Consider the following 26,244-nt stretch of genomic DNA (forward strand, 5'->3'; position numbering starts at 1 on the left):
ATGAATAGATACCATTATCTGATTATTCTAATTTGTTTGACGGCGTTTCTCAGTTGTGAGAGACGCCCAAATGTTCAGGGTAATGGAGAGAAATTTTTACAGGGTGTCTGGAGCCAGGATAGTATTGCCAGTGCAGCTAAACTGATGAATTATACACAGCACCAGATAAAAATTACCTGTGATTCTTTCTATGTTGACCTGACTACGCACTCTAAAGTCAATTATTATGAAGATCCCTGTTACAATAACGGGGTTTGGAAAGAATATGCAAAAGGTGTATATCAGGTAAGAAAAGATAGCTTGTTTCTGGAAGGTACCTATACAAAATCCAATTATAAGCAAAAGGTTTCCGGTTGTTATACCATAGGCATATACAGGAAAAGTTTCCTGATTAAATCAAAAGATGCCACTCATCTTTCTTTACAAAGTTTAAGTGATCAGCGGGATGTTAATCTTGTCCTGAAAAAGAAAATCACGTGTATACCACAAGAATTATAAAATAAAAACAATGATTTCAGTAGTTAAAATAAAAAGGGTTTGTATCGCTGTCGCACTGATTGCCTACCTGCCATTGAACGCCGCTGCCTGGGGACAGACAGGGCATAGAATTGTTGGACAGATTGCTGATTATTATCTGACAGCAAAAGCCCGTAAAGCAGTAAAACAGGTTTTAGGAAATGAAAGCATGGCAATTGCGAGTAACTGGCCGGATTTTATAAAGTCAGATACAGCTTACAATTATCTGAATAGCTGGCATTATGTAAACCTTCCTGCTGATTTAGATCAGAATGGAGTGTTTAATTTCCTGGAAACAAGTAAAGAAGCTAGTGTGTATAATAAGATCCCTGAGATGATTGCGATCCTTAAGGATAAAAAAAGTACTGCAGAGAAGCAACAATGGGCTATGCGCTTATTGATACATATGGTGGGTGATGTTCATCAGCCGATGCATACAGCCAGAAAAGAAGACCTTGGTGGTAATAAAATAAGTGTCATGTGGTTTGGACAGCGTTCTAATCTTCACCGTGTCTGGGATGAGGACCTGATCGACAGACAGCAGTTGAGCTATACAGAATATGCGGAAGCGATTAATCATCCTTCAAAAGAGCAGTTTTCTAAATGGAGCCATGATTCTTTAAAGGAAACAGTTTATGAATCTTACATGGCTTGTAATAAAATATATGACAAGACTAAAGCGGATGATAAATTGAGCTACCGTTATAATTTTGATTTTATTGACCTGCTGAATGAGCAGTTGCTAAAAGGCGGTGTGCGTCTGGCACAGATTATTAACGAAATTTACGCTTAATAAAGATGAAGATCCTGATGGTTTGTTTAGGTAATATCTGCCGTTCTCCTCTTGCAGAAGGGATTGTGAGGCAGTTAATTGCTGAGGAAAAATTGAATTGGGAAGTGGCCTCAGCAGGGACAGGGGACTGGCATACCGGTCAGCCTGCTGATCATCGTAGTATAGCCATTGCTAAAAATTATGGCTATGACATTTCCAGACAGCGTGCCCGTCTTTTTGGAAAAGAGCTGTTTGATGAATTTGATCATATCCTGGTCATGGATAAAAACAATTTGCGGGATGTATTAAAACTGGCTGCAAATGAGGAGCATCGTAAAAAGGTGAGGCTGTTTTTAACAGAAGATCAGGAAGTTACAGATCCTTATTTTGATGATCAGTTATTTGATCCGGTTTTTTTAACTATTGAAGAAAGAGCGAAAAGATTGATTGAGGAATTAAAAAAATAAAGAATGGGATCTCTAAAATTATATCAATTATTATTGGGATGTAAACCTGCTGGAAGGAATACGGAACAGCATGATGTGTTGTTTGCTGTAGGAACTTGTTTAAAAGATTTGATTCCCGGGATATTGAATTTCTGGCCCGAAGCTGATGGTAGAATACATGTGGACGCCTGGAGGGAAGTTAACTTTGTTGAAGGATTCCAGATACAGATTGTTGAAAAAGAATCGGCTTCCGGACAAGCAGCAGAAGCTTTGTTCTTTCTTAACCTGGGCGGCTATAAAAAAGATGAATTTGATGAGCTGCATTATAAAATGCTTTTGATCGGAGCTGATAAAGCCGAAGTGATCAGAAAAGCTAAAGAATCTGCATTTTTTCTGCATACAGGTTTTGCCGGAGCGCCCTCTCATATCGATGATAAATATGGTGTTGATGTAGATGACTTATTTGAAATTGAAGATGTTTTGCCTTCCGGGGTGAAAGAAAAATACAGAATTTTAATATCAGCTTCTGAAACGGTTGTTAAGGACGAAATCCACCTGGGATATCTTCCATTGAAAAATTTGTAAAACTTTTCGTGGGGGAGCATGTTAACCTCTGACATCAATTTTGTTAGAGATATGGAAAATACTAAAGTAAACCCGGAGACACTGAATGACCTGATTCAAATTAACAATGATCGTATAGCAGGGTATGAAAAAGCTATTCATGAATTAACACCGGAAAATAGCGATCTGAAAGATTTATTTGTTAAAATGATCGCAGAAAGCCATAAAAACAAGTTGGCTTTAGCTTCTGCGGTTCAGGGTACGGGAACTGAATTAGAAACCGGAACTACAACTTCTGGTAAGATTTATCGTGCATGGATGGATATCAAAGCAGTATTCACAGGACACGATCGCAAAACGATACTGAACAATTGCGAAGCTGGAGAAGACGCAGCACAAAAAGCTTATAAAATGGCTTTAGAGGAAGAAGACTTGTCTGCTCCTACAAGAAGTCTGATTGAAGAACAAAAAGTTAATCTGCGTGCTTCACACGATCAGATTAAAGGATTAAGAGATCAGACTGCATAATATTTTGTAAATAAAAAAAGCCGGAGATAATCTCCGGCTTTTTTTATTTAGATACCGAATTCCTTATCCAGATATTCTGTTACCTTTTCTATTGCACTGTCAATAGTATCACTCAGAATAGTAATAAATGAGCCTGGTTTTGCTGTCGCAATCAGGAACCTTAAACAGTCAGCAGAATCATTATTAATGATAATTTCCATATTAGGTTTGACTTCCCTTATTCCGGAGATCAGCAGATCTATAATATCCTGCGGCTGACGGCCACGCAGATATCTTTCCTGACAAATAATAATCTTATCAAACATCTGTGCCGAAATACGGGCAGTTTCTTTAATATCTTCATCGCGTCTGTCACCAGTACCAGAAATTACCCCAATATGTTCAGTGGCCTCAATAGTTTTCAAATAGTCTTTGATCCCGTTGAATCCATTAGAATTATGGGCAAAATCTACAAGGATTTTAAACTCTTTGAATTTAAAGATGTTCATTCTTCCCGGAGTTTGTGCAGCCGAAGGGATGAAAGTCTCCAGTGACATCCTGATATCTTCAATCTTATATCCCCAAAGGAAAGTAGATAATGTTGCAGCCAGTACGTTTTGGATCATGAAATCTACGCTACCCCCAAAAGTCAGCGGGATATGGGTAACCTTATCAACCCTGATCTTCCAGTCTCCTTTTTTAATCGTGATATATCCATTTTCATAAATTGCTGCGGAACCACCTTTTTTACAATGTTCTACAATAACAGGATTGTTTTCATCCATACTAAAGTAAGCGACTTTGCAATCTGCATTTTCAGCTATTTTAACACAATATTTATTATCTGCGTTTAATACTGCCCAGCCGTCTCTTTTAACAGCACCAATCACCACTGCTTTTACCCTGGTCAGATCATTCAGGCTATGAATATCTGCAATTCCAAGGTGATCTTCCTGTATATTGGTTACCACGCCAATGTCGCAGCGTTTAAATCCGAGTCCGGCTCTTAAGATACCACCTCTTGCAGTTTCCAATACCGCAAATTCTACGGTAGGGTCTCTCAATATAAATTCTGCACTGACAGGGCCGGTAGTATCGCCCTTCATCAGCATGGTATTCTGAACATAAATACCATCCGAAGTAGTGAAACCTACTCTGGTACCATTGCTTTTTACGATATGTGCAATTAGCCTGGTCGTAGTTGTTTTTCCGTTGGTGCCAGTAACTGCAATGATTGGGATTCTGTTTGCTTTACCAGGAGGGTATAACATATCAATAACCGGAGCGGCAACGTTTCTTGGCAGGCCTTCACTTGGTGCAAGGTGCATACGGAACCCCGGTGCAGCATTGACTTCCAGAATTACACCGCCATTTTCTGTGAGTGGTTGTGTAAGGTTTTGTGCCATGACGTCAATACCGCAAATATCCAGACCAATGATACGGGATATACGTTCACTAATGAAAATGTTTTGAGGATGGACAAGATCTGTAACGTCTATAGATGTTCCGCCAGTACTTAAATTAGCTGTTGATTTTAAATAAACAAGCTCTCCGTTTGGTACAATTGTTTCTAATGTATAGTTCTTTTTAGAAAGCAGATCCATCGTGTCACGGTCAACAAGTATTTCTGTCAAGACATTTTCATGTCCATATCCGCGGCGTGGGTCTTCATTTTCTTTATCAATCAATTGCTGAACAGTCGCAATTCCGTTTCCAGTCACATGGGCTGGTACACGTAATGCTGCTGCTACCATTTTGTTATCAATAACCAGTATTCTAAAATCGTAGCCTGTAATGAAGCTTTCAATAATTATTCTTCTGGAATACTTTTTAGCATGTTCAAAGGCAAGTATTGCAGCTTCTGGTGTTTTTACATTGATAGATGCACCTTTACCATGATTACCATCGAGAGGTTTAAATACAAGAGGAAAACCAATGCTTTCAATGGCATCATTCAGTTCGCTGATATCAGAGATGGTAACTCCGTTTGCAACCGGTATGGCAGAATCTTTTAAAATACGTTTAGTTTCGTCTTTGTCACCTGCAATATCAACAGCAATACTATTTGTTTTTTCTGTCATGGTAGCTCTGAAGCGCACCTGGTTTTTACCGTACCCTAACTGAATTAAAGAACTTTTGTTCAGTCTGATCCATGGAATATCCCTTGCGATTGCTTCATCTACAATAGAGCCGGTACTTGGGCCAAGGCGTTCCATTTGTCTTAACTCTCTTAATCTGTGAATATCAAATTCAAGATCATAGTCCAGATTATCAATTAAGGCTTCGGCAATTCTAACACTGGCCTCAGCGGCATAAATGCCAGCTTTTTCTTCCAGATAACTGAAAACAACATTGTAAGTTCCTTCAGTTTTAGTCTGTCTTGTCCTTCCAAAACCAGTGTCCATTCCCGCCAGAGTTTGTATTTCAAGGGCAATGTGTTCTATGACATGGCCCATCCATGTCCCTTCTTTGATACGGGCAAAGAAACCTCCTGGCTCACCTTTCGAGCATCTGTGTGTAAATAAACTTGGAATCATTTTTTCCAGACGATCACCAAACCCATCAATTAAATTTGTAGGACGTTGTTCCATGTCCTCCAGATCCAATCTCATTTGTATTAGTTTTTTTCTGTTGACCGACCAGATATTTGGTCCCCTTAGCACTTGAATGCCGAGTATTTTCATATATTTTCTATTGTTTTTTTTCGAGGTACTTATTTTTTTAATTGTTCTCAAGAGCACTTCGTTGTTAATGGTGATGAAGCTTGCCGGCTAAAGGGCCAGGCAGGTTTCATATGTTGTCTATTGTTCGAAAGAATTATTGTTTTAACAGGTTGGGGCTGATCCGCCCGTCTTTAGGTAATGCGACTTATTTGAAGCCCATTTATGCTCATTTTTTTATAGATAACGTTTTTTAGCAAAAACCTGTTGTCCCTGAGGGGCACCTGGTTTAGGTTGTTCTGTTCTGAATTTCAATAATAACTATATATGGATAATGACCAGTTGTTGTCTGATTGGATTTTATTATCAAAAACACTTATTAAACAGGTAATTAATATACGATTTTTTTTTATAAATAGTGTAGGTTATCCGCTTAAAAACAATTAAACATAAACGTGCATAAATTTAAACAAAGAATTGGATTATAAAGGAATAATTGTTGTTTGCACACAGATTATTGATGAATTATGGTAATATTTAAAGTAATGCATATATATTTGAGATTTTAGGTTAAGAAAATAAATAAAATGGCTCCAAAAGGCAAATTGATAATTATTGGTGGTGCAATAAATACAGGAAGTTTTACTGAAACACAGTTTGGTCTGCCTCAGAATATGAATTTTTTTGAGCGTGGTATTTTAAAACGTATTACTACGGAATCTGTAAAAGATACATTATCCCGTTTCGAAATTATTACTACAGCCTCATTGGTTCCCGAAAAAGTCGGAGAAGAATATATAAAAGCCTTCGCACAACTTGACGTCCATGATGTAGGTGTATTAAACATCGTGAACAGAGAGCAGGCAAATGATCTGTTAAATTGTGAACGTGTTAAAGCAGCCGATGTATTAGTGTTTACAGGTGGAGATCAGCTCCGTTTGTCTTCTATTTTTGGAGGTACAGCTATACATGAGATATTACTTGATAAGTATGCAAACGAAGAAGTCGTAATTGCAGGAACATCAGCAGGTGCTGCGGCAAGTTCCAAAAACATGATCTATCAGGGCAACAGTAAAGATGCTTTACTGAAAGGCGAAGTGAAGATTACTGCCGGATTAGGATTTATAGACGGCGTAATTGTTGATACCCATTTTGTACAGCGTGGACGTATTGGTCGTCTGCTTTATGCAACGGCCAGCAGCCCGGGAATACTTGGAATTGGTTTAGGTGAAGATACCGGTCTGTATATCTCAAACGGAAATACGATGGAGGCGATAGGTTCTGGAATGGTTATCCTTGTAGATGGCAGAAGTATGTCTGATACGAACCTGACTGATGTTGAAATGGGGCAGCCTGTTTCTATCAAAAATATGATCGTACATGTGATGTGTGACGGAGATATTTATGACCTTACTGCACATCAGTTAACTATTCATCATCCTAAGGTTATACCTACAGCTTAATTCCTATGAAGTTAATTATTCACGGTGGTTTTTTTAGTGAATCCTCCACAAATCAGGAAACTAAAAAAGCAAAGCAAGATGCTTTAGCAGAGATTGCCACAATGTCTCATGCTTATCTGCAAGCTCATACCGCGTTGGAAACAGTAGCTTATGCAATTAAGCTGCTGGAAGATAATGTGCTGTTTAATGCTGGTTTAGGTTCACAGATTCAAAGCGACGGTAAAGTAAGATTAAGTGCATCTGTGATGGATGGAAAAACACAGAAATTTGCCGGTGTAATTAATATCGAAGATGTTCAGCATCCGATCGAAATAGCTTCCTTATTATTAAATTATGAAGACAGTGTATTAAGCGGGGAGGGGGCTTTGGCTTTCGCCAGGGAAAATGGATATACTTATTTTGATCCCATTATACCTCAGCGTTTAGCTGAATATGAATTGAAACTTAATCAGCAGCATAGACAAGGAACAGTAGGTTGTGTAGCTCTCGATGCTGCAGGGAACCTGGCTGCCGGTACCTCTACGGGAGGAAAAGGATTTGAAATTCCATGCAGGGTAAGTGATTCTGCTACTGTAGCGGGTAATTTTGCCAACGCCCACGCAGGTATCTCCTGTACTGGTGTGGGTGAAGATATTGTTAGCGTAGCCTTGTCTGCAAGGATAGTTACCAGGGTTACTGATGGCTTTACTTTGAAAGATGCCTGTGATAAATCTTTCACCGAACTTAAAGCTATAGATGGCTTTGCGGGTGTAATTGGCATAAGTGCTGCTGGCGAAATTTACCATACTGATTCACATCCTTATATGGTGTGGGCTTCTTTTGATCTTAGTTTACAGGTGTTTAACTAAAATATATATATATTTGTAATATGTATAAACTCTGTTTCGCTCTGCTATGCCTGGGATTCTCCGGTTCGGCAATGGCACAAACAAATACTTTTGTTCAGCAGGAACCACTGTCAAACAATGGTTCTATCACTATTGCTGTATCCGGAGCAGATGGTGATTTCTATTTTGAACAGGCCGAAAAGAATGAAAAGAGCGGAGATTTAAATGATGCAATTACCCTATTTGGAAAGGCTGCCTTTGAATATAATAACTCTAAGAATTTTTCCCGTTACGGTGCATCCCTGCTAAGGCTAAGCAATGTTCATTACTTAATGGAGCATTATACAGAGGCAGAACAGGTTACTTTAAATGTTGCGCTTAAAACCTATTCCCGTTATGGAAACAGGTCCGGACAAATGGCTTCTTATAATCAATTGGGTAAAATTTATCTGGCTGCGAATAAGCTGACACAGTCGATGTGGTTTTTTACTCAGCAGGGAATTTTAGCCAGACAGGTTAATAATAACCCGGCTTATATTGATTCGATATTAGGTCTTGTACAGGTGAAATTGAGAAAAAAAGAATTTTCACTTGCTTTAAAAGATGTTAACCGTGCAGAGTTATTCGCTAAAACATCAAAAATCAATCAGTTTAACGGGCAGTTTAAACAAGCAAGGACCTCTATCGCAGAAAAAAGATCGGTTTTAAAATAAAAATAATCCGTGTTTTTTTGGATGTAAAATGCTGTTTATTTGTGTGTTATCCTGTTTTTTAATCGTTAATTCAGGTCTTGTTATAGCGAATTTCATTATATTTGATAAAGATTACAGAAAAGAGACAGTATAATGCTGTCTCTTTTCTGTTTATTTGAGAAATTGGTATCATATTGGTTGTTATAATAAAAATGGATTTTAAATTATTTAAAGAGATGTTAAAAAGAATATTACTGGTAACCTTCACTGCAGCTGTACTTGCTTGCTCTGCCGCTCCAAAACCACAACAGCTGGTTGAAGGTATCCCTAATATTAAGCCTGATGAGCAACAGAGTTTGGTATGTAAGGAGATCGTTGCGCTCATAGAAAATTACAACTATAAGAAACTCACGGTAAATGATTCTATTTCATCTCTCGTACTTGATAAATATATCAAGGCATTAGATCCATACAGAAGTTATTTTCTGGCTTCAGATATTAAAGATTTTGAAAGGTTCCGTACGACACTGGATGATGCTTTCAGAGCAGGCGATTTAAGTGCCCCGTTTTATATCTTTAATGTTTATTCTAAAAGATATAATGAAACCCTTGATTATGCTATCGCTCATATCAAAGACAAATATGATTTCAATCAGAATGATACTTATGTTTTTGACAGAGAAAAAATGCCCTGGGTAACTTCTACCAATGCCTTAAATGACATTTGGAAAAAGAGAGTTAAATATGAACTGATCAATTTAAAAATAGCGGGTACACCAGAAGCCAAAAATGTAGAAACATTAACTAAAAGGTATCAGAACCTGAAGTCACAGTCTTCTAAATTAAATAATCAGGATGTATTTCAGATGATCATGGATGCCTTTACGGAAACTATTGATCCGCATACCAATTATTTTAACCCGGCTAAAGCTGTACAGTTTAATGAAGATATGGCACGTTCTTTTGAAGGAATTGGTGCACGTCTGCAATTAGAAAACGATATTCTGAAAATCTCGGAGATTATTCCGGGAGGACCGGCTTTTAAAAGTAAACAATTGAATTCCGGAGATAGGATCATTGCTGTAGCACAGGCTACCGGAGAGTTTGAAGATATTATCGGTTGGAGAATAGATAACTCTGTAGCAAAGATCAAAGGTCCTAAAGGGACTAAGGTAAGATTGAAAATTATTCCTGTAGGTCAGGATATGTCTTCTAAACCTATCATTGTTGAAATGACCAGAGAGAAGATTGTCATGGAAGATCAGTCTGCTAAAAAAGAAGTAAAAAGTATAGAGTCTAATGGTAAAACCTATAAAATAGGGATCATTAGTGTGCCTGCATTTTATGCCGACTTCAAAGCAGCTAATGCTGGTGATCCAAATTACAAAAGCACAACACGTGATGTAAAACTATTAATTGATACCCTGAAAAATAAAGATAAAGTAGATGCGATCGTAATGGACCTTCGTGCCAATGGCGGTGGTTCTTTACTGGAAGCAATTGACCTGACAGGGTTATTTATTGATAAAGGCCCTGTTGTTCAGGTTAAAGACTTAAAAGGAAATGTAGAGGTAAGCAATGATGAGCATCCTGGTACTGCATGGAACGGGCCTTTCGCTGTTATGGTAGATCGTTTAAGTGCTTCGGCATCTGAGATCTTTGCCGGTGCGATACAAGATTATGGCAGAGGAATTATTATCGGTACACAAACTTATGGTAAAGGAACTGTTCAGTCTTCTATTGATTTAAACAAACTGGTTAACCCTTCTATACTGCAGCGTTTAGCCAGTCTTGTTCAGAAAGGTAACCCGGGATCCGGCCTGACTATTAAAGGAGGAAAAGATACACCTCAGTTAGGACAGATTAACTTAACTATGGCTAAGTTTTACCGTGTAAATGGTAGCAGTACCCAGCATAAAGGGGTAATGCCTGATATCACTTTACCTTCTTTCTATCCTATGGATAAAATAGGTGAGGATACTGAAACGTCTGCATTACCATGGGATGAGGTTCAGAGATCGAATTTTACACCAGTTGCTAATTTGGCACCACTTAAACCAGAACTGGTTAAACTGCATGAGGCAAGAATGGAAAAATCACTGGATTATAAAGTATTGATTCAGGGGATTGCTGATATGAAAAAACGTGACCTGGAAACATCAGTAACGTTAAATGAGACTAAACTTAAAGCAGAAAGAGATAGTCTGGAAGCAAAATCTTTAGAAAAAACCAATAAGTTAAGAGCTTCGAGAGGTTTGCCACCAGTTAAAAAAGGCGATAAGATTAAGAAGAATGAAGACTTTGATTTCTTCCAGGATGAAAGTATGAGAGTGATGGCAGACTATATTCAGTTAAAGAAATAAGGCTTAAATCAATAAAAAAAATGGCCTTCTCTTAATCAGAGAAGGCCATTTTTTTTATAGACTATCCTTTAAAATTAATTCTTAGGTTTCTGGAATTGCATAGCCATCATTTCTTTCATTGTTTTGTTCATCCCATCAGTAGAACCATCCAGGAAAATCACATTACCATCGCTGTTTTCTGCAAAATGTTTGATAGACTCTGTCCACATGGTGAATAGAATTACTGAAATATCAAGGTTAGCCTGTTCCATTTCCTGAGCAGCTTTAGTCATCCCATGCGCTACTTCTGCCCTGAATAAAGCAATACCCTGTCCACGTAACTGTGCAGCCTCACGTTCGGCAGCAGCAGCGATCTTAATGGCATTACCATCAGCTTCGGCACCTTTAGTCTTTGTAATTAATAAAGCCTGACCTTCATTCTCTGCTGCTGCTTTAAGATTATTTGAGGCTACGACACGGCTCATGGAGCGCATAATTTCATCATCAAAAGTAATATCATTTAATTGCAGATCCTGCAAATGATAACCCCATGATTCCAGTACAATATCAATCTGTTCTTTTACGTGCATTACAATCTCATTTCGCTGCGCTAAAACATTAGCCTGGTTCTGAGTGGCTACATAAGCCCTGATAGAGCCTTCAATAGTACGGATCAGTGCCTGCATTAAATTGGTCGCATCTACGAATTTAAAGGCAACATTTTTAATAGTTTCCTCATCGTGATTCAATACCGAATACAAGAGCATGGCCTTAAAATAGACATTGGCCTGATCTTGCGTCACTGCCTGAAAGGACAGTTCTACTGAGCGGTTCTGAATTGAAATTCTAGAGTGAATAACCTCAACAAGAGGTATTTTAAAATTTAGTCCCGGCCTAAGCTGGCGTCTGTATTTTCCAAAGACCGTAACTACAGCGATTGTCCCTTGTTTTACCGTTACAAAAGAGCTTAACAGCACGACTATAACAAAGAAGAAAAAAATGTAAATGGCGTAATTCATGATTAATAATTAAATAAGTTAAACTTTTTCAAGATACGCAATAACTATCATATGCGAATCTTCTGATGCTGAAAGACTCCGGGCACAGATATTGTATAAGAAGATCTGAATTAACCTAATCATCATGAATGTAAAAAGAATTTTTGGTACAATCTTAACTATCCTTGGCATTATCGGTTTGATCTATGCAGGAGTTGGATTTGTAAAACACACGATGATGACGCGTGAACTTTTGGTTTCGGGCCTGATCAGTATAGTATTCTTTTTCTCAGGTATAAGTCTGATTAAGAACACAAAAGACGAAGCTTAATCCTGAACCCGGATCTTTTGGTCTGCAAACTTTAAACGATGCCCGGGAAAGTCCGCGTCTGTTAAAGCGCTCATTTTTTTGAAAGCCGTATTTGCGGTATCCAGCGTAAGCCTGTGAACTTTATCCTGCTTAACAGAAATTACATCAGCATAAAGGAAATCTCCTTTTCCATTGATCTTAACCGTTAAAAGGGGGGCAAAACCATTTGGCCCCTTTAAACTGAACATACCGTAGGTACAGAAATTTCCAAGACTGTAAGCAATAAATTTATTTTTATAAACTTCAACAGCACGGGTCACATGAGGGCCCTGGCCCAATACAATATCTGCACCTGCATCTATTACTGCATGGGCAAAAGCATAAACATTTCCCCTGTTTTCTTTATAAAAAATCTCATTTGCTCTGGGTACATGTTCAAATCTTGCCCCCTCACCACCACCATGAAAAGATACAATTACAATATCTACTTGTTTTTTAAGGAAAGCTACCAATTGTTTTGCACTGTCAACCTGGTTAATTGAAACTGTATTTTCATTAGGTGCAAAAGCGCAGAAACCATATTTCACACTATCCTTTTCAAAAATCGTATAAGGATGAGAAGTTAAACCAGCATATTTAATCCCAAGTGAATCCAATATTTCAGCACTGCGTTTTCTTCCTTTCCATCCAAAATCCCCAACATGGTTATTCGCAACACTCAATAAGTTAAAGCCCGCTTCCTTATAAATTCCCGCATAACGCTCCGGCATTCTGAAAGCAAAACAGCTGTTACCTATCGTGTCTTTACATTTTGTAGATTTTCCTGAGTTGAGAAAGCAACCCTCTAAATTACCAAATACAATGTCGCCCTTTAAAAAAGAAGCTACATTTTTGAAGCTGCCAACTGCATCATCGGCAGGAAGATTAGATTTTGAAGGGTAGGCAGAGCCCAGCATGATATCGCCGACTGCAGTAATGGTCAATGTATCTTTCCTGTTTTTTAACGTGGTATCCCTTTTTACGGCTGCTTCTGATGTGTTTTCGGCAGCCATATTCACATTTCCTGTACAGCTTAAAAGTATAAGGCTGGTTATTAAAGCAAGCAGAATAAAGCCCGTTATTTTTAGTTTCATGGAGATTGGTTGTTGTCTTAATACTTATGGCATAAAAAAATCCTTCTAAAAGAATCTAGAAGGATTGTATAGCTTTTTTGACAGAAGATGTTATTCCTCTATTAAATCTTTTTTGGCTGATTCTAATATCCGGCCCCCTTTATAGAAAAAGCGCGAATAATAAGGTTCATTCAGATTGCTGATCACGACTCCTCTTGACGAAGAAGCATGTGCAAAACGGTTGTCACCTAAATAAATTCCTATATGTGTAATTCTTGTACTTCTGATTTTAAAGAAGACCAGATCTCCTTCTTTTAGTTCATCTTTAGGTAGTGGGTCTACCATACTGAAGATGTCTCTTGAATTTCTTAACAATGTAGTGTTGAAAACTTTATCGTAGATCGCCTTTGTAAACGCAGAACAATCAATTCCTTTCTTAGTATTTCCTCCAAACCGGTAGGGAGTTCCAATCCATTCGTAGATGAATTTGTAGAGCTTCACGTTTGAAGTTGCGTCGACCGCGATACCCATAACCTGGGAGAAATATTGGGAAGCTAAGTTGTCAGGATCCTCTAATTTGTTGGTTTCTTTTGTTTTAGTTTGTGCGTTTAAAGCAGTTACGCTGCACAAAGCAATAAGGGCAGAAAACAAAAATTTTTTTATCATGTTACACTGTTAAGTTTGGGTAAAAGGTACTTGCACTTAAACGTACACCAGCTAAGGCTTATTGTCAGGTTGTCAAAACTATGTAAATTAGATATGTTATCCAAATGTATTTTGATGAATTGCATGAGTTATTAACATTTTACGGTCATTGATCACATCCATTTTACAGTAATGCTTCGATATATTACAATAAAAAAGTAGATTTGCTCTCATAAATAAAAATCAATAGCCAAAAATGAGTGCAGTAGAAATTAATAAGGATACCTATCTGAAGTGGTTTGAGTCGATGCTACTAATGCGTAAATTCGAAGAGAAAACTGGTCAACTTTACGGACAACAGAAAATCCGTGGTTTTTGTCATTTATACATCGGTCAGGAGGCTGTAGTTGCCGGAGCGATTTCTGCATTGCAACCTGAAGATTCTATGATTACCGCTTATCGTGATCACGCTCATGCTTTGGCAAAAGGTGTAAGTGCAAATAGTATAATGGCAGAGATGTACGGTAAAGCTACCGGCTGTTCCAAAGGTAAAGGTGGTTCAATGCACATGTTTAGCAAAGAACATAATTTTTATGGTGGTCACGGAATTGTGGGCGGCCAGATACCATTGGGTGCAGGTATTGCATTTGCTGAAAAATATAAAGGGACTAAAAACGTAAACGTTTGTTATATGGGTGATGGTGCAGTTCGTCAGGGCGCACTGAATGAAGCCTTCAATATGGCTATGTTATGGAAACTTCCTGTAATCTTTGTTTGTGAGAACAATGGTTATGCAATGGGAACTTCTGTAGAACGTACAACGAATATGTTAGATCTATATAAAATCGGTTTAGGATTTGATATGCCATGTGCTCCTGTTGACGGAATGGATCCTGTTGCTGTTCACAATGCAATGGACGAAGCTGCTCAGCGTGCACGTAATGGTGAAGGACCAACTTTCTTAGAAATGAGAACTTACCGTTACCGTGGACATTCCATGTCTGACCCGGCAAAATATCGTACTAAAGACGAATTAGAAGAATATAAAGCTAAAGATCCTATTGAATCAGTAAGAGAAACTATTCTTAAAGAAAAGTATGCTGATCAGGCATGGATCGAAGAAATTGAAGTTAAAGTGAAACAGATCGTGGATGAATCTGTGAAATTTGCTGAAGAGTCACCATGGCCGGAAGCATCAGAATTATATACTGATGTTTATGTTCAACAAGACTATCCATATATCCAAGATTAATTTTACAACCTATTTTCAATTGATATTATAGAATGGCTGAAGTAGTTAAGATGCCCAAAATGAGCGACACCATGACCGAAGGGGTAATGGCGAAGTGGCATAAAAAAGTTGGCGATAAAGTTAAAAGTGGAGATGTTCTGGCAGAAGTAGAAACCGATAAGGCGACTATGGATCTGGAGTCCTACTGGGATGGCACCATCCTTTTCATTGGTGTAGAAGAAGGTAAAGCTGTTCCTGTTGATGCTGTAATTGCAGTTATTGGTAAAGAAGGCGAAGATTATAAAGCTGCCCTTGATGCAGAAGGTGCTGCTGCACCAGCAAAAGAGGAAAAAGCTGCTGAAACAAAACCTGCTGAAGAAGCTCCTAAAGCTGAATCAAAAGGAGCTGCGGTAACTGATGCTGACCTTGAAAAACAAGGTGTGACAGTAGTACGTATGCCTTTGTTAAGCGATACAATGACTGAAGGCGTAATTGCTGAATGGCATAAAAAAGTAGGTGATAAAATTAAAAATGATGATATCCTTGCTGATGTAGAAACCGATAAGGCAACTATGGAAGTAATGGGTTATGCAGATGGAACTTTATTACATATTGGGGTAGAAAAAGGCGCTGCTGCTAAAGTAAATGGTATTATCGCAATAGTAGGTCCTGAAGGATTTGATATCAGCGGTATCTTAAACCAGGGTGATGCTCCGGCAAAACCTGCTGCGGACAAAGCTGATGCTCCTGTTAAAGAAGCTGCTGCTGCTCCTGCAGAAGCACACGAAGAAACACATACTGCTGATGGTTCACGCCTGAAAGCATCTCCTTTAGCCAAAAGAATTGCAAAAGAAAAAGGTATAGACCTTGCACAGGTTGCAGGTAGTGCTGATGGTGGCCGTATCATTAAAAAAGATATCGAAAACTTTAAGCCTGCTGCGGCAAAAGGTACTGAAGCTGCTTCAGCACCTGCTTCTGCTGAGAAATCAGCACCAGCTCTTGCACAATATATCGGAGAAGAAAAATATACAGAGAAACCAGTTTCTCAAATGCGTAAAGTAATCGCGAAAAGATTATCAGAAAGCTTGTTCACTGCACCGCACTTCTATCTTACGATGAGTATTGATATGGATGCTGCTATGGATGCACGTGTGAAGATGAATGAATTCTCTCCGGTTAAATTATCATTCAATGATTTAGTAATTAAAGCGGTTGCTGTTGCCTTAAAACAACATCCAAACGTAAACTCTTCATGGTTAGGTGATAAAATCCGTTACAATGAGCATGTTAACATTGGTGTAGCAATTGCAGTTGAAGACGGATTATTGGTTCCTGTAGTACGTTTTGCTGATGGAAAACCATTATCCCGTATCTCAGCTGAGGTTAAAGATTTCGCACAGCGTGCAAAAGCTAAAAAACTTCAGCCTTCTGACTGGGAAGGTTCAACTTTCACCGTATCTAACTTAGGTATGTTCGGTATTGATGAATTTACAGCTATTATTAATACGCCTGATTCTTGTATCCTTGCAGTTGGCGGGATTTCGCAGGTACCAGTAGTTAAAAATGGTGCTGTTGTTCCAGGAAATGTAATGAAAGTTACTTTAAGCTGTGATCACCGTACGGTTGATGGCGCTACAGGTGCTGCCTTCCTTCAAACATTCAAAGCATTATTAGAAGAACCAGTAAGATTATTGGTTTAATCCTATTGAAATATTTAAAAAGCTGCTCCGGCAGCTTTTTTTATGCCCTTTAGTTTTTGTACTTTTTGTACTTTTGCCCCCATGTCAAACATTAAACCGTCTTTAGCAAAAGGAACCCGTGATTTTTCACCTCAGGAAATGGTGAAACGTAATTACATATTCGATACCATTAAAAAGGTATTTAAGAAATATGGTTATGCTGAAATACAGACACCTGCGATGGAAAATCTCTCTACGCTGACAGGTAAATACGGGGATGAAGGTGATAAACTGATTTTTAAGATCCTGAATTCGGGAGATTACCTTTCTAAAGCTAATGCAGCTCATTTAAGCGCATTAAATTCCAATGCATTGATTTCCTCTATCAGTGAGAAAGCATTACGTTACGATCTGACAGTGCCCTTTGCACGTTATGTAGTGATGCATCAGAACGATATTTCTCTTCCATTCAAGCGTTTCCAGATCCAGCCGGTATGGAGAGCTGACAGGCCGCAAAAAGGACGTTACCGTGAATTCTATCAATGTGATGTAGACGTGGTAGGTTCAGAAAGCTTATTGAATGAAGCAGAGTTTGTGCTGATTTATCAGGAAGCCCTTTGTAATTTAGGAATGACTGATTTTACCATTAAGCTAAATAATCGTAAAATTCTTTCTGGAATTGCTGAAATCATTGGCAAACCAGAATTGATTATCGATATGACAGTAGCAATTGATAAACTGGATAAGATCGGTTTTGAAGGGGTGACCAAAGAGTTATTGGAAAGAGGGTTTACTGAAGATGATATTACAAGATTAAAGCCAGTTATTCTGTTAGAAGGTACTAATGCGGAGAAATTAGACAGGTTAAAAGAAGTTTTAGCAAGTTCTGAAGTTGGATTGAAAGGAATAGCAGAAATTGAAACTGTATTCACCTACGTGCATGGACTATTAAAAAACAGCGAGCTGAGACAACCGGATCTTGAACTGGATATTACTTTAGCCCGTGGTCTGAATTACTATACAGGTTGCATATTTGAAGTAAAAACAAATGAAGCAGCTATGGGAAGTATTTGCGGAGGTGGCCGGTATGACGACCTGACCGGAATGTTTGGATTAAAAGGACTGACAGGTGTTGGGATTTCTTTTGGGGCAGACCGTATTTATGACGTTTTACAGGAATTAAACCTGTTCCCTGAATCGGCAGCTGCCGGTACAAAAGTACTGATCAGCAATTTTGATACAGAATCTGAACTTTATGCTTTGCCCTTATTACAGCAATTAAGGGATGCAGATATAGCAACTGAACTTTATCCCTCAGCAGCGAAACTTAAAAAACAAATGAGTTATGCTGATGCTAAATCTATTCCTTATGTAATCCTGATAGGAAGTGATGAATTGCAGAGCGGTATATTAACTTTCAAAAATATGCATACTGGCGAACAGCAGAAAATCACAGCTGACGCTATTGTAGAAATACTTAAAGCAGAAATATTAGCCAGTTAACTGGCTAATATTTCATCGAAGAACAATAACAGGTGTTTCCATGATCTTTTGGCTGCAAGTTCATTATAGGCCGCGCCTTTTGAATTGTCATTGCCAGCCTCACGGTCAGTAAACGCATGTACAGCGTTTGCATATTCAATCATTTGCCAGTCTGCTTTAGCTGTCCTCATTTCCTGTTGAAAGCCTAAAACCTGTTCTGCAGTCATAGACGGGTCATCGGCGCCATGCAATACCAGTACTTTTGTATGAATAGGATTCACTGGTCTTTCTCCTGCATACTGTGCAAGGCCGCCATGAATAGACACTACACCTTTGACGGGGAAGCCTGCTCTCGCAGCTTCCAATGCGCCTGTACCTCCAAAGCAATAACCAATCACTATGATTCTTGAAGGATCAGCGCCAGCTTTAATCAGCTGATCCATAGCCAGCTTTATTCTTTGCTGATATTTAGTAACGTTCTTTTTGTAATGACCGGATTGCTGACCGGCCTCTTTGGTGTCTTTTGGATAATTACCTTCTCCGTAAATATCAGCGATAAAAGCATAATAACCCTGCTGTGCTAACCTGACTGCAGCTTCTTTTGAATTATTGTCTATTCCTTTCCATGCCGGAAGGATCAGTATCCCTGCTTTTTTCTGTGTGTTTTTTGCTGGTGTGATTACCAGACCTGTTAATTTTTGCGTACCATCCTGGTAAGGAACAGGTTTTAGCTGTGCAAAAGTGCTGGATGCGATAAGTGTCATAAGGATTGTAAGAACTGGTTTCATCTATCTATTTATTTAATTGTGTCGGGTTCATAAAGGTCTTTTTTAATAATAAAAACAGGCCTGGAATGTTTAATCCTAATTAAGTATTAGCTGCCATAAATAAACGCAGGTTTTCTGCTGCACGTTTACGGATTTTGTTTTTCAGGAAGTCTGTCCAGCCTAACAATATCCCTGGTAATCCCAATGCCTGGCTGGACCATTTATAAAAACTAAAGCTATCCTCATGTTTCACGATTTTGCCGTTTTCAAAAACGAAAGAAGCTTTGATTTTGTTTACCACTTTTTTTCCGGTTGCTGAAAATGTATAATGAGCTACCCATTCTGCAGTACCTGTATTCTCATCGGCCTGCACATGATTATACTCCAAACGCAGATCTTTGCCGCTTTTAATGAGCATTTCCCACATGCTGCGTACCTGTGTGGCATTTAGATTTCTAAATGCCTCATCATTGAAAGTAGCATGATCTGCATAACATTCCTGCATTCCTTTAAAGTCCTTGTTCTTAAAACAAGTGTAAAAATGATGAATAAGCTCTTCGTTAGTTTTCATTACACTAATATATGTATAATTCTATGGTACTAAATATGCTGATTACCAGTATATTCTTAGATTAAGATCTAACAACGCTGATTTGAGAGAAAACATGTTAAGATGTTTAAAAAAAATTATTATTGCATTGAAACCTTTTGAGTTCATTTACGTCTTATATACAAGTTTTTAGGTTAACAGAGGTATAGTTGTGGCGACTATACCTCTGTCTTTTTAACATAGGCAGTAAGCTGTCTGGCCATGCCTTTAAACAGAAAAAAGTGAAAAGGGTACATGGAATACCAGTAAATTCTTCCCCATAAGCCCGAAGGCCTGAATGTTGCAATCTGCGATAGAAAAGACTGTCCGTGAAAGCTGATCACTTTGAATTCAAGCCATGCTTCTCCGGGAACTTTCATTTCCGCATAAAGCAGTAATCTGGAGTTTTGCTGATCAGCAAGGAGTACCCGCCAGAAGTCAATCACATCACCCGCATGAATAGAAGTATTGCTTGTACGTCCTCTTCTGGTACCCACTCCGCCAAATAATTTATCTATAAAGCCTCTTAAATTCCATAACCAGTCTGCATAATACCAGCCTCTGGTGCCACCAATGCTCCAGATGTTTTCAAAGACCTCTTCTGGTTGTCGTTCAAAGGGCATTTTAACTTTATATTCTAATGTCCCATTTTGTGGTACTTTGATCTGATCCATAAATGACGTGTCCAGATATCCCCTGTTTAATGCATCTTTCCAGCTGGAAACAATAGAATGCTGTTCAATCTTTTCAAAAGCCAGCTTTAAAGCCTTTTTATAGGTGAAGCATGTTCTGGGCACAACCTCTTTAATCAGGTTATTTTTACAGATTACTTCATTTTTCATGCTGTCAACCAGGCTTCTCGCTAATGAATAGGGAACAGCGGTGACCAGATAGAGCCATAAGGAGGATAGTCTGGGTGTAAGTACAGGAACTGTTAATATCCAGCGTTTCAACCCTCTGGAAACAGCATACTGGAGAATCATTTCTTTATAAGTCAGAATATCCGGACCCCCGATATCAAAAATCTGGTTTAGTGCTTTCTCATTCATTAATACCCCAGTCAGATAACCCAGTACGTCTCGTATTGCAATAGGCTGGCATTTTGTATTCACCCATTTAGGCGCTACCATAACTGGTAATTTTTCTGCCAGGTCACGTATGATTTCAAAAGAAGCACTTCCTGAACCGATAATTATGGCGGCCCGTAAAATTGTGAAAGCAATTCCAGACTTTTTCAATTCCTCTTCTACGGTAAGCCTTGAAGTCAGGTGTACAGAAAGGTGGTCGTCATTTGCAATACCTGTCAGGTAAATCAGCTGCCGGCAGGTTGTTTTTTGTATGGCCTTAACAAAGTGCATAGCAGATTCAAATTCCTGTTCAGCAAACTTTGAACCTCCTGAGGACATAGAATGTACCAGATAATAAACAGCATCAATATCTGCAGGAATACTTTTCAATGTTTCTGGTTGGAGTAGATCGGCAGTAATGATCCTGACCTGATGATCAAAATCAGATTCTTCAGCAAACCGGCGTTTATCACGGACCATACAGACCACCTCATGCCCCTGTTCTAATAATACAGGTAATAATCTGGTTCCTATATAGCCGTTTGCACCGGTCAGCAGGATTTTCATGTAATGTGCGGATTGTAGGTATTTGTGTTGATGAAAGCCTTTAACTCCTGTAAAATCGTATATAAACCAAAATTTGTGCGGTTGACATAAATGAAATGTTTCACCCCTCTGGCCTGTTTAAACTCTGGCATTTTAGCGATCTTCTCTCCAAAAGCGTAGAGCTGAGCGAAAAACTCAGGCTGACTGAAGTCAAAAGTTTTACTCGTATAAGGTTTGGCAAATAACCGGATCATTTCAAGATAAGCTTTATAATAAAACTCAATCTGTGTTGCGTCATCATCCTGGTGGATCATTTCAAGCTTCCTGAAAGCTTCAATAGTTTTATCTTTATCCTTAATCACATCCGATGAAATCAATGAAAAGAATGGAATGTAGAAATCATCGGGCAACTCTTTAATACAGCCAAAGTCTATGACCCCTAATTTTTCATCCGGTGTAATCATGAAATTTCCTGGATGAGGGTCTGCGTGTACAGCTCTCAGTTCATGCTGCTGGAAATTGTAAAAATCCCATAAAGCCTGTCCGATTTTATTTCTGAGTTCCTGAGAAGGATTAGTCTGAAGAAACTCTTTAAGGTGCAAGCCTTCAATCCAGTCCATCGTGATGATCCTTTTACCCGAAAGTTCGGGATAGTAAGTAGGGAAAACTACATTATTTAAAACCTTGCAGGCTTCAGTAATTTCAATAGAACGGCGCACTTCCAATTCATAATCGGTTTCTTCCAGTAGTCTTTCTTCAACCTCTTTAATATAAATACTGAGTTCTTTCTCGCTCATTCCCAATAAACGGAAGGCAAAAGGCTTGACTAATTTCAGGTCTGAAGAAATACTGTCCCCAACTCCTGGATATTGAATTTTAACAGCCAGTTTTTTTCCATTCAGTTCAGCCTCATGAACCTGTCCGATAGAGGCAGCATTGGTAGAAACCAGGTTGAATTTATCATATATGGCCTCTGGCGTTTTGCCGAAGTTTTTAGTAAATGTCCTTACAATCAGCGGACCTGAAAGCGGGGGGGCATTATATTGAGATTGGGTGAACTTGTCAACATATGATTTAGGAAGTATGTTTTTATCCATACTCAGCATCTGTGCAATCTTCAACGCACTGCCTTTCAGTTCACTTAAGGATTTGTAAATATCGGTAGCATTGTCCTCATTGAGCTCATCCCTGCCCAATTGCGGGTTAAACAGTTTTTTGGAATAGTGCTTAATATAATTTCCGCCAATCTGGATACCGGTCTTTACAAATTTAGCGGAACGTTCTGTTTTAGTTACGGGAATACTGTTCTGTTCTGCCATGTTATCGGTTACTCCTATTTTCTGCAAACTTCCCATTTCTGGATAGAAACTTTCCATATTCAAACAGGTTGTCAATAGGAGATCTTTGAAATAAATCAAAAGTCACATTGATTCCCTTTTCAATAGCTTCATCTGTTTTTTCGAATTCGGCACTGTCATCATTAACCCAGAAGTTGATGATAAAAGCATATTGAATCCAGAGGGCATCTTTATATCTTTTGGAGAGGAATTTTCTGTCAGCCAGTTCGCCGGATTCTATTCCTTCATTGATCAGTCCTTCTGCAAAGTTCTCAAAAATAGGTTTTACACCAGATAACACTTGCGGGGTTGCAAACCGATCTGTATGACTCTTTAAACTATATACAATAAAACTCCTGTGCTTTTTTAGTAATTCAACATAACTGTAGAAAAAAGAAAGCATTCTGTCTCTTGAAGAATATTGAGACCAAACCTCTTGTTGTTCGATAGCGTCTATAGTTTCTACAGTGAGATCAACCCAGACCATTTTTTCAATGCTCTCAAAAGAGCTATAGAATTCATAGAACTCAGCTTCTGAAATCTTTAATTTTTTCACGAAACTATAAACAGACTTGGGTTTTTCGTCCTGCGTTAATACATAATCGATGTAAGCAGTTCTGATTTGTTGAGACGTTGCCATACCTTTTTTCTTTTATTAACGATTTATAGACTGGAATAGTTTCTCTATTGCTATAATAGGCTAAGTTTTAGTGGAATAAAAGCATTCGGATGACATATCTTTTGCAGAGATCTTTCAGGTTATTTTCATCCTATAAAATCATTGTTACCTGAAGATTACCTGAATTATGCAGATTTGTTTACTTTTGTGCCTCATTGAACAATAGACGCTTACATATCAACCGGATATTCGCAACGTTACTGCTTTGGGTATTTGCCATTGCACTAACACCGTGGAGCTCTCTTCATCACCATGAAGAGCTGCCAGACTATTGCGTGAAAGATGGTAGAGAATGTATGCATAAAGTGCATGTTGGAAGTGAAAGACATAACTGTCTGATCTGTTCCGCACATTTTGAAAAAGACTATTATACTCCAGCGGTACCTTATTATTCAAAACCCGAAAGCAAACCTGTAGTAAGAAACTATGCGCTTACAGGATTTGCTTATACTGCATTAATCGGTACCTCTCTCCGTGGTCCCCCTGCAGTCTGATTTTCCAGGACATTCTAATTTATTGATATAACTGAAGGGTTTTAACCGGATCGTTATAGGCAATTTATTCACAAGACACACATAAATACCATCTGAATGACCTCTTAAGCTCATGAAAGCTTTATGTCATTGAAAAAATAACGAATACTATGAAAAAGTTACATCTACTTTTAGTTGTACTGCTATCTGCTTTTATTTTCAACAGCACATTTGCTGCTGATGTTGCCGAATTTAAAGGCAAAATTATTGATGCTCAGACTAAGACGCCATTGCCAGGCGCTTCAATTACTATTCCCGATTTACGTACTTCGGCTATTACGAATCAAAACGGGGAATTTACTTTTAAAAATGCACCGGCGCACGGACGTTTTCTTGTGCAGGTAAGTTATATAGGTTATAGAACGATCACACAATCGGTAGATTTTTCTAATCCCGGGAAACTGGAATTTGCTTTAGAGCCAAGTGTTATTGAAGGCAGAGAGGTTGTGATTACAGGTTCAGCATCCAGTTCTGATAACCGTAAAAACAGTACCTCGGTAACCACGGTTAGTAAGGCCGATTTACTATACCGCCCGTCTACAAACCTGATGGATGCAATTTCACGCGTTCCGGGAGTATCTCAAATCACTACAGGGCCGGCAATTTCAAAACCGGTTATCCGTGGTCTGAGTTATAACCGTGTCGTTACTTTGAGTGACGGAGTTAAACAACAGGGACAGCAATGGGGAGATGAACATGGAATTGAAATCGATCAGTATAGCGCTGATCGTGTAGAGGTTTTAAGAGGCCCTGCAAGTTTAATGTATGGTTCGGATGCTTTGGGCGGTGTAATCAATATTCTTGATGGATTGCCAGCACCTGATGGTACACTGAGAGGTGAGTTTCTGACCAATTATGCGACCAACAATGGAATGTCAGGAAGTTCATTAATGCTTCAGGGTAATGAAAATGGATTGATTTACAAGGTTCGCGGGTCTTATAAAAATGCTTATTCTTATAAAACGCCTACAGAATATGTCCCTAATTCAGGTTTCAATGAGACTAATTTTGAAGGACAGATTGGTTTGAATAAAAAATGGGGATATGCACATTTAGATGCATCCAGTTTTCGTACTAATATTGGTTTCTACGATCCGGTAAGAAACGATGCTGGTCAGCTGGTAGATGCTGATGGAAATCCTTTTACAGATGCTCAGAATAAAGACAGAACGCTGGCTTATCCTAAACAGGACGTTCGTCACTACAAAATAGCTTTAAACAGTAATATCCTTTTGGGAGAAGGAAGTTTAAAAGCAACTTTAGGTTATCAGCATAACTTACGCAGAGAACTTGGTGAAGCAGGCGAAGGACCTGATTTGTTCCTGAACAGTTATACTTACAGTTACGACCTTAAATATTCATTCAAAGAAATCAATGGCTGGGCACCAGTAGTTGGTGTTTCAGGAGAATATATTCACAGTTTAAATACGACAGGAAAAGAACAGTTAATACCTGATTTTGATACCCAGGCAATTGGTGGTTTTGCTTTCGTTAAAAAAACGTGGGATAATGATACCTTCAATGCGGGTATTCGTTTTGACTACAGAAAAATGACTGGTAAAGAATTTAGCGGTGAGTCAAACTATCCTGCATTCAGCAACAAATTTTCACATATAACCGGTGCATTAGGTTATACGCACGAATTTAATGAAGCTTTTAGTTTTAAGGCGAACGCCGGAAGTGCTTTCAGGGCGCCGAATATTGCAGAATTAGCATCTAATGGTGTACATGAAGGCGTATTCCGTTACGAAGTAGGTAATCCAAATCTTAAGCCAGAGCAGAGTTACCAGTTTGATGCTTCTTTTGATTATCAGAACCAATATGTAAGCGCAAGCTTAGGTGGTTTCGCGAATTATATCAATGATTATATTTATTACAATACAGACGGAACAACTAAAACAGTAGAAGGCAGAGATTATCCGGTTTATAACTTTGTGCAGGATAATGCCTTTTTACGTGGCGTTGAGGCCTCATTAACTTTACATCCGGTTAGTTTTATCCATTTTGAAAACGGATTCTCTTATACCAGAGCAACTAACCGTACCACTAAACAATCCCTTCCTTTTATCCCGGCAGCAACTTTACATAACGAATTGCGTTTTGAACCGACTATTGCCGGAACGTCACATTCTTATGTTTCTGTAGGAATCGATAACTATTTTAAACAAACCAGGATTGATAGTTTTGAGACTCCAACTTCGGGCTATACTTTGTTAAACGCATCGATCGGAACAACTCTGAAACTAAGCAAACACCAGGACATCACTATTTATGCAGCTGGTAAAAACTTATTAAACAAAGCTTATTATGATCATTTGAGCCGTTTTAAACCTGGAAGACTGAGTGATGAAGATCCAACTCTTGGTATCTACAACATGGGCCGTAATATCACTTTTGGTGTAAACCTTCCATTTACATTAAAAAAATAACACACACAGACGATCATCACACACACACGTTTGAGACAAAGCCCCGCTTCC

The 26,244-nt window shown here is 38.6% G+C and carries 24 protein-coding genes; 15 read left to right on the top strand and 9 right to left on the bottom strand.

Annotated elements, in window-relative coordinates:
* The 5 genes from HDE68_RS07620 to HDE68_RS07640 are packed head-to-tail and all read left to right on the top strand — an operon-like array spanning window position 1 to window position 2,826.
* Window positions 1–498: a fumarate hydratase gene (locus HDE68_RS07620; protein ID WP_183880606.1), complete on the top strand. Its 498-nt coding sequence runs from the start codon at window positions 1–3 to the stop codon at window positions 496–498.
* 10 nt (window positions 499–508) lie between these two features.
* Window positions 509–1,309 carry a S1/P1 nuclease gene (locus tag HDE68_RS07625; protein WP_183880608.1) on the top strand — a complete coding sequence of 267 codons (801 nt, stop codon included), beginning with the start codon at window positions 509–511 and terminating at the stop codon, window positions 1,307–1,309.
* A 5-nt stretch (window positions 1,310–1,314) separates the two neighbouring features.
* Window positions 1,315–1,755: a low molecular weight protein-tyrosine-phosphatase gene (locus tag HDE68_RS07630; RefSeq protein WP_183880610.1), complete on the top strand. Its 441-nt coding sequence runs from the start codon at window positions 1,315–1,317 to the stop codon at window positions 1,753–1,755.
* 3 nt (window positions 1,756–1,758) lie between these two features.
* Window positions 1,759–2,319, top strand: coding sequence for a DUF1543 domain-containing protein (locus tag HDE68_RS07635; RefSeq protein WP_183880612.1), 561 nt, complete (start codon window positions 1,759–1,761; stop codon window positions 2,317–2,319).
* A gap of 51 nt (window positions 2,320–2,370) precedes the next feature.
* Window positions 2,371–2,826, top strand: a complete 456-nt coding sequence (locus tag HDE68_RS07640) for a PA2169 family four-helix-bundle protein (protein ID WP_183880615.1) — start codon at window positions 2,371–2,373, stop codon at window positions 2,824–2,826.
* Between the two features lie 47 nt (window positions 2,827–2,873).
* Here the strand turns inward: HDE68_RS07640 and cphA are convergent, their stop codons facing one another.
* Entirely contained in the window at window positions 2,874–5,489 is a 2,616-nt protein-coding gene (gene cphA / locus HDE68_RS07645) for a cyanophycin synthetase (RefSeq protein WP_183880617.1), read from the bottom strand.
* A 563-nt stretch (window positions 5,490–6,052) separates the two neighbouring features.
* On the opposite strand from cphA, the gene HDE68_RS07650 reads away from it, so the two are divergent.
* The 4 genes from HDE68_RS07650 to HDE68_RS07665 all read left to right on the top strand — a co-directional run bounded on the left by HDE68_RS07650 (window position 6,053) and on the right by HDE68_RS07665 (window position 10,810).
* Window positions 6,053–6,928 carry a cyanophycinase gene (locus HDE68_RS07650; protein ID WP_183880619.1) on the top strand — a complete coding sequence of 292 codons (876 nt, stop codon included), beginning with the start codon at window positions 6,053–6,055 and terminating at the stop codon, window positions 6,926–6,928.
* Between the two features lie 5 nt (window positions 6,929–6,933).
* Window positions 6,934–7,776, top strand: coding sequence for an isoaspartyl peptidase/L-asparaginase (locus tag HDE68_RS07655; protein ID WP_183880621.1), 843 nt, complete (start codon window positions 6,934–6,936; stop codon window positions 7,774–7,776).
* 20 nt (window positions 7,777–7,796) lie between these two features.
* On the top strand, window positions 7,797–8,468 hold the full coding sequence (locus HDE68_RS07660; protein ID WP_183880623.1) for a hypothetical protein: 672 nt from the start codon (window positions 7,797–7,799) through the stop codon (window positions 8,466–8,468).
* A gap of 215 nt (window positions 8,469–8,683) precedes the next feature.
* Window positions 8,684–10,810: a carboxy terminal-processing peptidase gene (locus HDE68_RS07665; RefSeq protein WP_260171689.1), complete on the top strand. Its 2,127-nt coding sequence runs from the start codon at window positions 8,684–8,686 to the stop codon at window positions 10,808–10,810.
* A gap of 74 nt (window positions 10,811–10,884) precedes the next feature.
* Here HDE68_RS07665 and HDE68_RS07670 read toward each other — a convergent pair whose 3' ends face one another.
* Window positions 10,885–11,808 (bottom strand): SPFH domain-containing protein, encoded by a 924-nt coding sequence (locus tag HDE68_RS07670; protein WP_183880627.1) that lies wholly within the window; start codon window positions 11,806–11,808, stop codon window positions 10,885–10,887.
* 124 nt (window positions 11,809–11,932) lie between these two features.
* Here HDE68_RS07670 and HDE68_RS07675 point away from each other — a divergent pair, with 124 nt between their 5' ends.
* Window positions 11,933–12,118, top strand: coding sequence for a hypothetical protein (locus HDE68_RS07675; RefSeq protein ID WP_183880629.1), 186 nt, complete (start codon window positions 11,933–11,935; stop codon window positions 12,116–12,118).
* Here HDE68_RS07675 and HDE68_RS07680 read toward each other — a convergent pair.
* Both HDE68_RS07680 and HDE68_RS07685 read right to left on the bottom strand, forming a co-directional pair.
* On the bottom strand, window positions 12,115–13,230 hold the full coding sequence (locus HDE68_RS07680; RefSeq protein WP_183880631.1) for a CapA family protein: 1,116 nt from the start codon (window positions 13,228–13,230) through the stop codon (window positions 12,115–12,117). The genes HDE68_RS07675 and HDE68_RS07680 overlap by 4 nt on opposite strands.
* Before the next feature lie 90 nt (window positions 13,231–13,320).
* Window positions 13,321–13,875, bottom strand: a complete 555-nt coding sequence (locus HDE68_RS07685; protein ID WP_041878629.1) for a C40 family peptidase — start codon at window positions 13,873–13,875, stop codon at window positions 13,321–13,323.
* A gap of 235 nt (window positions 13,876–14,110) precedes the next feature.
* Between HDE68_RS07685 and pdhA the strand changes: the two genes are divergently transcribed.
* From pdhA to hisS, 3 genes are all read left to right on the top strand, one after another.
* Entirely contained in the window at window positions 14,111–15,106 is a 996-nt protein-coding gene (gene pdhA / locus HDE68_RS07690) for a pyruvate dehydrogenase (acetyl-transferring) E1 component subunit alpha (protein WP_183880633.1), read from the top strand.
* Between the two features lie 32 nt (window positions 15,107–15,138).
* Window positions 15,139–16,785 carry a pyruvate dehydrogenase complex dihydrolipoamide acetyltransferase gene (locus tag HDE68_RS07695; protein WP_183880635.1) on the top strand — a complete coding sequence of 549 codons (1,647 nt, stop codon included), beginning with the start codon at window positions 15,139–15,141 and terminating at the stop codon, window positions 16,783–16,785.
* Between the two features lie 81 nt (window positions 16,786–16,866).
* The gene (hisS, locus tag HDE68_RS07700; protein ID WP_183880637.1) at window positions 16,867–18,267 is read left to right on the top strand and encodes a histidine--tRNA ligase; all 1,401 of its coding nucleotides are present in this window, start codon (window positions 16,867–16,869) and stop codon (window positions 18,265–18,267) included.
* Here the strand turns inward: hisS and HDE68_RS07705 are convergent.
* From HDE68_RS07705 to HDE68_RS07725, 5 genes are all read right to left on the bottom strand, one after another.
* A complete protein-coding gene (locus tag HDE68_RS07705; RefSeq protein ID WP_183880639.1) occupies window positions 18,264–19,034 on the bottom strand; it encodes a dienelactone hydrolase family protein in 771 nt (256 codons plus the stop codon). The two genes, hisS and HDE68_RS07705, sit on opposite strands and share 4 nt — an antisense overlap.
* Window positions 19,035–19,113: 79 nt before the next feature.
* Window positions 19,114–19,584, bottom strand: coding sequence for a nuclear transport factor 2 family protein (locus tag HDE68_RS07710; protein WP_183880641.1), 471 nt, complete (start codon window positions 19,582–19,584; stop codon window positions 19,114–19,116).
* A gap of 197 nt (window positions 19,585–19,781) precedes the next feature.
* Window positions 19,782–21,236 (bottom strand): SDR family oxidoreductase, encoded by a 1,455-nt coding sequence (locus HDE68_RS07715; protein ID WP_183880643.1) that lies wholly within the window; start codon window positions 21,234–21,236, stop codon window positions 19,782–19,784.
* On the bottom strand, window positions 21,233–22,591 hold the full coding sequence (locus HDE68_RS07720; protein WP_260171691.1) for an ABC1 kinase family protein: 1,359 nt from the start codon (window positions 22,589–22,591) through the stop codon (window positions 21,233–21,235). Before HDE68_RS07720 ends, HDE68_RS07715 begins: the two co-directional genes overlap by 4 nt.
* Window positions 22,536–23,192: a TetR family transcriptional regulator C-terminal domain-containing protein gene (locus HDE68_RS07725; protein ID WP_183880645.1), complete on the bottom strand. Its 657-nt coding sequence runs from the start codon at window positions 23,190–23,192 to the stop codon at window positions 22,536–22,538. Before HDE68_RS07725 ends, HDE68_RS07720 begins: the two co-directional genes overlap by 56 nt.
* A 194-nt stretch (window positions 23,193–23,386) precedes the next feature.
* On the opposite strand from HDE68_RS07725, the gene HDE68_RS07730 reads away from it, so the two are divergent.
* Together HDE68_RS07730 and HDE68_RS07735 are read left to right on the top strand one after the other, a co-directional pair.
* Window positions 23,387–23,725 carry a hypothetical protein gene (locus HDE68_RS07730; protein WP_183880647.1) on the top strand — a complete coding sequence of 113 codons (339 nt, stop codon included), beginning with the start codon at window positions 23,387–23,389 and terminating at the stop codon, window positions 23,723–23,725.
* 149 nt (window positions 23,726–23,874) lie between these two features.
* Window positions 23,875–26,193: a TonB-dependent receptor gene (locus tag HDE68_RS07735; protein WP_183880649.1), complete on the top strand. Its 2,319-nt coding sequence runs from the start codon at window positions 23,875–23,877 to the stop codon at window positions 26,191–26,193.
* Window positions 26,194–26,244 lie beyond the last annotated feature (51 nt).

Origin of the sequence: Pedobacter cryoconitis, from assembly GCF_014200605.1 — a bacterium.
Taxonomy (GTDB): Bacteria; Bacteroidota; Bacteroidia; order Sphingobacteriales; family Sphingobacteriaceae; genus Pedobacter; species Pedobacter cryoconitis_B.

Bases quoted from the DNA above. Each gene is read 5' to 3' on its own strand.
- HDE68_RS07705 (WP_183880639.1), bottom strand. From the start codon at position 19,034: ATGAAACCAGTTCTTACAATCCTTATGACACTTATCGCATCCAGCACT.
- cphA (WP_183880617.1), bottom strand. From the start codon at position 5,489: ATGAAAATACTCGGCATTCAAGTGCTAAGGGGACCAAATATCTGGTCG.
- HDE68_RS07685 (WP_041878629.1), bottom strand. From the start codon at position 13,875: ATGATAAAAAAATTTTTGTTTTCTGCCCTTATTGCTTTGTGCAGCGTA.
- HDE68_RS07680 (WP_183880631.1), bottom strand. From the start codon at position 13,230: ATGAAACTAAAAATAACGGGCTTTATTCTGCTTGCTTTAATAACCAGC.
- HDE68_RS07625 (WP_183880608.1), top strand. From the start codon at position 509: ATGATTTCAGTAGTTAAAATAAAAAGGGTTTGTATCGCTGTCGCACTG.
- HDE68_RS07650 (WP_183880619.1), top strand. From the start codon at position 6,053: ATGGCTCCAAAAGGCAAATTGATAATTATTGGTGGTGCAATAAATACA.
- pdhA (WP_183880633.1), top strand. From the start codon at position 14,111: ATGAGTGCAGTAGAAATTAATAAGGATACCTATCTGAAGTGGTTTGAG.
- HDE68_RS07725 (WP_183880645.1), bottom strand. From the start codon at position 23,192: ATGGCAACGTCTCAACAAATCAGAACTGCTTACATCGATTATGTATTA.
- HDE68_RS07675 (WP_183880629.1), top strand. From the start codon at position 11,933: ATGAATGTAAAAAGAATTTTTGGTACAATCTTAACTATCCTTGGCATT.
- HDE68_RS07735 (WP_183880649.1), top strand. From the start codon at position 23,875: ATGAAAAAGTTACATCTACTTTTAGTTGTACTGCTATCTGCTTTTATT.
- HDE68_RS07710 (WP_183880641.1), bottom strand. From the start codon at position 19,584: ATGAAAACTAACGAAGAGCTTATTCATCATTTTTACACTTGTTTTAAG.
- HDE68_RS07715 (WP_183880643.1), bottom strand. From the start codon at position 21,236: ATGAAAATCCTGCTGACCGGTGCAAACGGCTATATAGGAACCAGATTA.
- HDE68_RS07620 (WP_183880606.1), top strand. From the start codon at position 1: ATGAATAGATACCATTATCTGATTATTCTAATTTGTTTGACGGCGTTT.
- HDE68_RS07630 (WP_183880610.1), top strand. From the start codon at position 1,315: ATGAAGATCCTGATGGTTTGTTTAGGTAATATCTGCCGTTCTCCTCTT.
- HDE68_RS07670 (WP_183880627.1), bottom strand. From the start codon at position 11,808: ATGAATTACGCCATTTACATTTTTTTCTTCTTTGTTATAGTCGTGCTG.
- HDE68_RS07640 (WP_183880615.1), top strand. From the start codon at position 2,371: ATGGAAAATACTAAAGTAAACCCGGAGACACTGAATGACCTGATTCAA.
- HDE68_RS07720 (WP_260171691.1), bottom strand. From the start codon at position 22,591: ATGGAAAGTTTCTATCCAGAAATGGGAAGTTTGCAGAAAATAGGAGTA.
- HDE68_RS07665 (WP_260171689.1), top strand. From the start codon at position 8,684: ATGTTAAAAAGAATATTACTGGTAACCTTCACTGCAGCTGTACTTGCT.
- HDE68_RS07655 (WP_183880621.1), top strand. From the start codon at position 6,934: ATGAAGTTAATTATTCACGGTGGTTTTTTTAGTGAATCCTCCACAAAT.
- HDE68_RS07660 (WP_183880623.1), top strand. From the start codon at position 7,797: ATGTATAAACTCTGTTTCGCTCTGCTATGCCTGGGATTCTCCGGTTCG.
- HDE68_RS07695 (WP_183880635.1), top strand. From the start codon at position 15,139: ATGGCTGAAGTAGTTAAGATGCCCAAAATGAGCGACACCATGACCGAA.
- hisS (WP_183880637.1), top strand. From the start codon at position 16,867: ATGTCAAACATTAAACCGTCTTTAGCAAAAGGAACCCGTGATTTTTCA.
- HDE68_RS07635 (WP_183880612.1), top strand. From the start codon at position 1,759: ATGGGATCTCTAAAATTATATCAATTATTATTGGGATGTAAACCTGCT.